A 7,700-nucleotide genomic window follows, 5' to 3' on the forward strand; every position below is an offset into this window, starting at 1 on the left:
GCTTCTACCAACAGCCAAAGACTACAAACGTATAGGCGAGGGAGATACCGGATTGAATACCGGAGGAATGGGTGCGCTCTCCCCTGCGCCCGTAGCGGATGAGAGCTTCATGCAGAAGGTCAAGGAAAAAATCATCGACCGTACGCTCAGCGGACTTCAGAAAGACAAGATAGAGTTCGAAGGCTTTCTTTTCATCGGACTGATGCGTGTAGGCGATGAGCCATTTGTGATCGAGTACAATGTGCGCATGGGTGATCCGGAGACCGAAGCCGTTCTGCCACGTATCGACTCTGATCTGCTAGAACATATGAAGGCCGTTGGAGAAGGCTCACTGTCCCAGCAGGAATTGAAGATTACGGAGAAGCGCTCCTGTACGGTGATGATGGTCTCTGGGGGATATCCGCAGGCCTATGAGAAAGGGAAGAAAATAACAGGAACGGACAATGTAGACGGATCCAGTATCCTATTTCATGCAGGAACCCAGATGGAAGGAGATGAGCTGGTGACCCATGGAGGAAGGGTACTCACCATGACAGCAGTAGCTGAGAATCTGGAATCAGCGCTGCAACAGGCCTACCGCAATCTGCAACAGATAGATTTTGAAGGGAAATACTTCAGGAAGGATATCGGATACGAGCTGAACGAGGTGGTCAGATGAGCCTTCCTGCTTGTCCGTCTTCCTTGGTGTACTTGGCTTGACGCATCAACCAGAATCCCGCACCTATAAAACCGATGATGGTGAAGATCACATTGGGTATGTTACCAAGTGCCTCGAGTATTCCGAAGGTCCACGTTATAAAATCACCGATGGAGTACCAGACTTCTGTCATATCATTCTTTGTTTTACGATGGCGAAAGTAATGAATCAGCAATTCTAGTCAAGTGTTCGAGATACTGAAACGCGTCTATCGGTGTGACCCTCTTCCTTGGACACTGCTCTATGTTGCTGTCATTCTCTTGTTGACCTCCCATTTCCTTATATGGCCTTTGTCCTGTAGTGAAGGAATAGCGGGGCTTTTCGGGCCACTTCCTATTCTTTCTCGCCACCCATATGGCACGCTGCTCAGTATCGCTATTGTCATCCTGATCCCGTTCAGAGCACGCTCGCTCTTGGATAGCACAGGGATTCTCGACTATCAGAATCGTTCTTCCCTCTATCCACTTGCCTTGTTCTCAGCTACCGCTCTGCTCTCGTGTCAGAGTCTGAGCTGGCTGATTGTACTGATCCTTTTACTCTTACTGTACGCGCAGGTGATCGGGCTCAAAGAAGGCGACTCACTGGCAGCAGCAGCTTTCAAGGCCGGTCTCATCATCAGTCTATGCTCTCTCTTATCCCCGATCATGTTCGGACTCCTACTCTTTGTCTGGCCGGGCTTTTCCATTTTGAGGACACTGAATTGGAAATGCATCATTTGGACCTTGGTAGGCATAGCACTCCCTCTGTATCTATATACCTCATTGCAATACATCATCACCGGACAGTTGGTCATGTATGAGTACGATCACATGTTCCTGACCGAGACTTCCACAGGAAGTTCAGGCTCCGGACTCCTGACCACCATCTACATATTCGTACAACTCAGCGTAAGTAGTCTCTTATTGATTCGGACTATCCGTCAGACCAGAAAAGGGATTGTGAGAAAGCGTAAAATACTCCGTATCAGCATCTTGCTTCTCGGTGTTACGCTTCTCCTATCGCTGGCCCTATTCCAACTCGCAGATGCGCGACCCGGATTGGTCTTGATGGGGCTTCCCCTCAGTTTCTTATTCCTTGAATTGCTGAAAAGCGATGCTTCACGTGTCGATTCGCTTCTCTTCATGGTCTGGTTGATCACTACGTTCGTTTTTCTCTGGATATAGCCCCTACTGACACCCTTCAGAACGTGTGGATCGTCTACTTTTGACATCACAATCAGTGAAGCTCATGAAAGTAGGTGTGATCACATTTCCCGGTTCTAATTGTGATGAAGACATGCGTCATGTGATGCGTGACGTGATAGGCCATGTGGTGGTCGCTCTCTGGCATAAGGACCATGATCTGCAAGGTGTGGATCTGGTAGTCGTGCCGGGTGGGTTCAGCTATGGGGATTATCTCCGTTCTGGAGCCATTGCACGTTTCTCACCTATTATGAACGAGGTGGTGGAACATGCACAGCGTGGAGGTTTGACGCTGGGTATATGCAATGGATTCCAGATACTCTGTGAGGCAGGTCTTCTACCCGGTACATTGCTTCACAACGACTCCCATAGATTCATCTGCAAAAATGTCTTTCTGAAAGGTCAGTCACAGTCAGCACCCATCTCTGGACCCTTGGTGGATGAAGTACTGAAGATCCCGATCGCCCATGGAGAAGGAAAGTATTTCGACCATGCAGACGGAATCAAGGCCTTGAATGACAATGACCAGGTCATCTTCCGGTACTGTGACAAAGAGGGGAACATCACACCCGAGGCCAATCCCAATGGGAGTATGGAGAACATCGCTGGTGTATGCAATGCCGGAAAGAATGTATTCGGCATGATGCCCCACCCTGAGCGTGCCTCAGAGCCGATCGTAGGAAATACCGATGGACTGAAGATCCTCGAAGCTCTGTCCGTCCTAGAATCCGCCTGATGGACCGTCCCTTCATCATAGGGATTGCTGGAGGGAGTGGGTCGGGAAAGACGACCCTCATACGCTTGATCCAGGCCGAACTCGGTAGTGACCACGTCACGGTGGTCTCCCAAGATGACTATTATCATCCCATTGAGAAGCAGTCCAAGGACCCTAATGGCGAGGTCAATTTCGACCTGCCTGATTCCATCGATTCGAGTCGATTGAAGACCGACATGGAGCGACTCATCCATGGAAAACGTGTGGAAATTGCCCGCTATACCTTCAACAATCAAGCGCAGCTAGCAGAACCCATTGTTCTTGAACCGCGTAGGATCCTGGTCGTAGAAGGCCTTTTCGTATTTCACTATCCCTTCATAAGACCGCTCTTCGACATCAAGGTCTTTGTAGATGCTCATGTAGAGACCCGATTCGAACGTAGACTGAAACGCGACCTCAACGAGCGTGGATACCCTGAAGAGACGGTACGCTATCAATGGGAGCATCACGTGGAACCTGCATTCAGGAATTATCTGCTTCCACACCGAGAGCAGGTGGATATCCTGATCGATAACGAATATGATATGCGGGAGGCCATTCCAGAATTGATCGAACGCATTCAAGGAGAAGAGACACTCCGGATAAGCAACCGACAGTAAGTGGATATCTGTTCAGATTGATACATTTACCTCTATGAGAAGGATATTGATCATCGGATCGAAGGGACAGGTAGGCACGGCTCTGATCAGAGCCTTGGAAGAATCACCTGATGTGGAGTTGGTCGTATCATCCGATATCAAGGACCCTTCGCCTGATGACCACAGTCACTATATCCGATTAGATGCCACCTCGGCCGAAGAGATACGCAAGACCTTGGTGGTCCATGGCATCAATGAGGTATATCTGATGGCAGCCATGCTGAGCGCCACAGCAGAGCGCAACCCGATGAAGGCATGGGACCTCAACATGACTTCGTTGTTCAATGTGTTGGAATTGGGTAGGGAAGGCTTGGTCGATAGGATATTCTGGCCGAGTTCTATTGCCGTATATGGGCATCATGCGCAGATCATCAAAACACCTCAACACGAGACTCTGCAACCTACCACAGTCTATGGCATCAGCAAGGTCAGTGGAGAACTCTGGTGCAACTACTATCATGAGAAGCATGGAGTAGATGTGCGCAGTGTGAGATATCCAGGATTGATCGGAAGCAGAAGTCTCCCCGGAGGAGGAACTACGGACTATGCAGTGCATATTTTCCATGCTGCACTGGAAAAAGGCCACTTCAGCTGTTTTCTAAGCCCTGACCGGAGATTACCCATGATGCATATGAATGATGCCATCAGGGCTACGATGGAATTGATGGCAGCTCCTCCGGAGAACCTCTCTGTAAGGACCAGTTATAATATCCAGGCGATGAGCTTCGATCCACAGACCCTTGCAGCTGAGATTCAGCGACATATTCCGGAGTTCACTATAGAATACCTACCGGATCACCGGGACCTGATAGCCGCAGACTGGCCTGATTCCATCGATGACCGTCAAGCAAGGGAAGATTGGCACTGGAGACCTTCGGTCGATCTCACGTCTCTGGTCGACCTCATGCTCACTGATCTGAAAATCAAAGACCTTTTGTAACCCTTCCTCCATTCTCACGTACAAACGCCTAGGAGTAAATCGTAGAGCGACTTCAAAACGTGAGGAAGATAATGAGGATATCGGGATTCTTCTTAGTATGTATGATGTGCATCAGCACCATGGTCGGACAGGCCAGTGAGGCAACCAATGCACTCGATGCAGAAGGTCGGAAGACCGGCTACTGGATCATCACTGGTTCGGTACGGCCTACCAAGGGCTATGCCCCTGAGCAAGTCATCGAAGAAGGAAACTATGAGGCCAATAAGAAGACCGGCCTCTGGAAACGATATTATCCCAATGGTAAGCTACTCAGTGAGATCACCTACGCCAACAACATCCCCAACGGACCGTATAAGACCTACTATGAGACCGGTATTCCTGAAGAAGTAGGAAACTGGAGATTCAATAAGAACACAGGAGATTTCAAGCGATATCATCCCAACGGAAATCTATCCCAGAAATTCACCTTCAGCGAGAACGGAATCCGCAATGGTCAGCAGCTGTACTATCACGAGAATGGTCAGGTCGAACTCGAGGTACAGATCAATAACGGTAAAGAAGAAGGCACCTTGAAGAGGTACTATGCGAATGGTGATCTCAAAGAGACCAAGGAATTCAATGGAGGCAAGATGACCGAAGGGTCGATCAAGACCTACACCATGAAAAAGCCTGAAGTGGTGGTCAAAGAGACCCCTGCAGTTCCAGTCAAGCGCACCCAAGTGGTCAAGAATGACACTCCCAATATCAGCGTATTCAAGCAAACAGGGAATAACACGCTGTATAACAAGGACCGCCAGATCAGTCAATCCGGATACTTCAAGAATGGACGACTCTGGAACGGTAAATGGTATCGCTACGATCGCAATGGACTGCTGGAGACCATAGAGGTATATAAAGATGGTAAACTCATCGGGCATGCGCCTATCGATGAGGATATGAAGTGATCCTCTTTCCGATCCAGATCCACTATCCCTGACCTATCAAATTCATTTTCTTTGCGGCATGCAGAGCAAGCTTGTTGTACAGAATACACTGAGCGGTAAAAAGGAAGCTTTTCAACCGATCAATCCGCCTCATGTGGGCATGTATGTCTGTGGACCGACCGTCTACTCGGACGTCCATCTCGGAAATGTTAGGACCTTTCTCAGTTTCGATGTCATCTATAGATACCTCTGCTATTTGGGATACAAGGTGCGCTATGTGCGCAATATCACCGATGTAGGTCATCTAGTGGGAGATGTGGACCAAGGAGAGGATAAGATTGCCAAGCAGGCCCGTCTGGAACAACTGGAACCCATGGAGGTCGTTCAGCGATACACCAACGGATTCCATGCGGTGATGCGTCTCTTCAATATCAGCGAACCGAGTATTGAACCAACAGCCACTGCTCATATCATAGAGCAGATTGCTATGACCCAGACCTTGCTGGACAAAGGCTATGCTTATGAGGTCAATGGATCGGTCTATTTCGATGTACTGAGATATGCAGAGGACCATGAGTATGGTCAACTCTCTGGTCGAAAGATAGAGGACCTCATGTCCAACACCCGCGAGTTGGACGGACAGGAGGACAAGCGCAATCCACTCGATTTCGCCCTATGGAAGAAGGCCGGGCCTGAGCACATCATGCGCTGGGAGTCACCATGGGGAAAAGGTTTTCCAGGATGGCACTTGGAGTGCTCCGTGATGAGCACCAAGTATCTGGGAGAACGATTCGATATACATGGTGGTGGAATGGACCTCAAATTCCCTCACCATGAATGTGAGATAGCTCAGAATACCGGCTCTACAGGAACTACTCCGGTCAATTATTGGCTACATACCAATATGCTCACCGTCAATGGGCGCAAGATGTCCAAATCAGAAGGGAATGGATTCACTCCTGAAGAACTGCTTTCTGGTGACCACAAGCTTTTGGAGAAGGGATACAGTGCTATGACCGTGAGATTCTTCATGCTCATGTGCCACTACAGCAGTACCCTGGATTTCTCGAATCAAGCACTTCAGGCCGCAGAAAAAGGATACGCCCGTATGATGGAAGGTTGGCAGAATTTACAGGAGCTTCCCACCAGCGATTCCGGAACAGTGTCAGCGGCAGATTTCAAGACCCGCTGTGAAGAGGCGATGAACGATGACTTCAATACGCCCGTGCTGATCGCGGTACTCTTCGATGTGGTGAAGAGCATCAATCAGATCAAGGCCGGTCAGGCCACCATCGACCCAGAGAATCTGGCCGCACTGAAAGAACTCATGCGTGACTATCTCTTTACTGTCATGGGATTGGAAGAGGAGCAAGGATCCGGCCCAGGAGACCAGCTCGATGATATCATGCAGGTATTGATCGACCTCAGGAAAGAGGCTAGGCAGAACAAGGACTTCGCACTTTCCGATCAGATCAGGGACCGCCTTGCTGAAGCTGGGATCCAGCTCAAAGATGGACCCGAAGGCACTTCATGGAGCACATCGAACTGAGACTCCCAATACACCTTCTCAATACCGACCATACATTTTGGTCTAATACCCTATCTTACCGCATTACATTCGTGCTGGTATGAAACGACTTTTTCTAGTAGGGACCCTGGTGATACTCACCACCCTGAGCCCTACCCTGCTCATCAGTCAAACTCCATGGACTTTAGGCCAATGCATAGAGCGGGCCTGGGACAGCAATCTGGACATAGAACGTACAGAGATGTTCCGCGATATGGCTGAGATCGATCTGAAGCAGTCCCGATTCAGCCAGTTCCCCTCCCTCAATGCAGGAGCCACCCATGGATACAATTGGGGTCAGACCATCGACCCTTTCACCAATGAATTCGCCACAGACCGAGTGCGGAATAACAATCTATTCCTCTCTAGCGAGATGGTGCTATTCAGAGGGATGCAGATCCGCAACAGCATCAAGCAAAGTAAGATCGACCTGGAAGCCAGTGCTGAAGACCTGAAATTGATGCGGAACGATATGGCCCTCTTGGTGGCCCAGTCCTTCCTCAATGTGCTCTTCAACAAAGAGCAGGTCAAGGCCGCTGAAGAACAAGTCAGTATCTCAGAACGACAAGTCACCCGGATGGAGCGCATGTTCGAAGTAGGACAAGAGGCCGAGGCCGGTCTCTTAGAGGTCCGTTCTCAACTGGCCACCGATGTACTGAACCTGACACAGATAGAGAATAGCTTGATGATCGCCCGATTGACCTTGACCAACCTTCTGCTACTTGGTCCTCAAGAAGCTCAGCAATTCGAGATCCTCGCCCCAAGCGACAGCCTATTGGACATGGAACGGCCGATTCCAGAGGTGCTCCAGGTGTACTCTACCGCGGTGCAGAACCTCCCCCAGATCAAGGCCGCTGAACTGCGAGTAGAAAGCAGTGAGGTAGGTATGGACATCGCCCAAGGAGGCCGAAGCCCACAGCTTTCGGTCAGAGGATCCATCGGATCGGGATATTCCGGGAATAATCAAGTAGGTGTAGGT

The 7,700-nt window shown here is 49.7% G+C and carries 9 protein-coding genes; 8 read left to right on the forward strand and 1 reads right to left on the reverse strand.

Annotated features, from left to right (window positions below):
- The coding region (locus HKN79_03925; GenBank protein ID NNC82702.1) for a phosphoribosylamine--glycine ligase at positions 1-658 on the forward strand (658 nt) is incomplete at its 5' end.
- Here the strand turns inward: HKN79_03925 and HKN79_03930 are convergent.
- Positions 651-830 carry a hypothetical protein gene (locus tag HKN79_03930; GenBank protein ID NNC82703.1) on the reverse strand — a complete coding sequence of 60 codons (180 nt, stop codon included), beginning with the start codon at positions 828-830 and terminating at the stop codon, positions 651-653. The two genes, HKN79_03925 and HKN79_03930, sit on opposite strands and share 8 nt — an antisense overlap.
- Before the next feature lie 52 nt (positions 831-882).
- Here HKN79_03930 and HKN79_03935 point away from each other — a divergent pair, with 52 nt between their 5' ends.
- The 7 genes from HKN79_03935 to HKN79_03965 all read left to right on the forward strand — a co-directional run.
- Positions 883-1,860, forward strand: a complete 978-nt coding sequence (locus HKN79_03935) for a hypothetical protein (protein ID NNC82704.1) — start codon at positions 883-885, stop codon at positions 1,858-1,860.
- 64 nt (positions 1,861-1,924) lie between these two features.
- Positions 1,925-2,614: a phosphoribosylformylglycinamidine synthase subunit PurQ gene (gene purQ, locus HKN79_03940; GenBank protein NNC82705.1), complete on the forward strand. Its 690-nt coding sequence runs from the start codon at positions 1,925-1,927 to the stop codon at positions 2,612-2,614.
- The gene (locus tag HKN79_03945; GenBank protein ID NNC82706.1) at positions 2,614-3,252 is read left to right on the forward strand and encodes an AAA family ATPase; all 639 of its coding nucleotides are present in this window, start codon (positions 2,614-2,616) and stop codon (positions 3,250-3,252) included. The genes purQ and HKN79_03945 overlap by 1 nt, the downstream gene beginning before the upstream one ends.
- A gap of 34 nt (positions 3,253-3,286) precedes the next feature.
- Positions 3,287-4,231 carry an NAD-dependent epimerase/dehydratase family protein gene (locus tag HKN79_03950; GenBank protein NNC82707.1) on the forward strand — a complete coding sequence of 315 codons (945 nt, stop codon included), beginning with the start codon at positions 3,287-3,289 and terminating at the stop codon, positions 4,229-4,231.
- Positions 4,232-4,332: 101 nt separating this feature from the next.
- The gene (locus HKN79_03955) at positions 4,333-5,175 is read left to right on the forward strand and encodes a toxin-antitoxin system YwqK family antitoxin (protein ID NNC82708.1); all 843 of its coding nucleotides are present in this window, start codon (positions 4,333-4,335) and stop codon (positions 5,173-5,175) included.
- Between the two features lie 58 nt (positions 5,176-5,233).
- On the forward strand, positions 5,234-6,703 hold the full coding sequence (locus HKN79_03960) for a cysteine--tRNA ligase (GenBank protein ID NNC82709.1): 1,470 nt from the start codon (positions 5,234-5,236) through the stop codon (positions 6,701-6,703).
- A 79-nt stretch (positions 6,704-6,782) separates the two neighbouring features.
- Positions 6,783-7,700 (forward strand): TolC family protein (locus tag HKN79_03965; protein NNC82710.1); only part of this gene is annotated, 918 nt, incomplete at its 3' end.

Source organism: Flavobacteriales bacterium (assembly GCA_013001705.1).
GTDB lineage: Bacteria > Bacteroidota > Bacteroidia > Flavobacteriales_D > JABDKJ01 > JABDLZ01.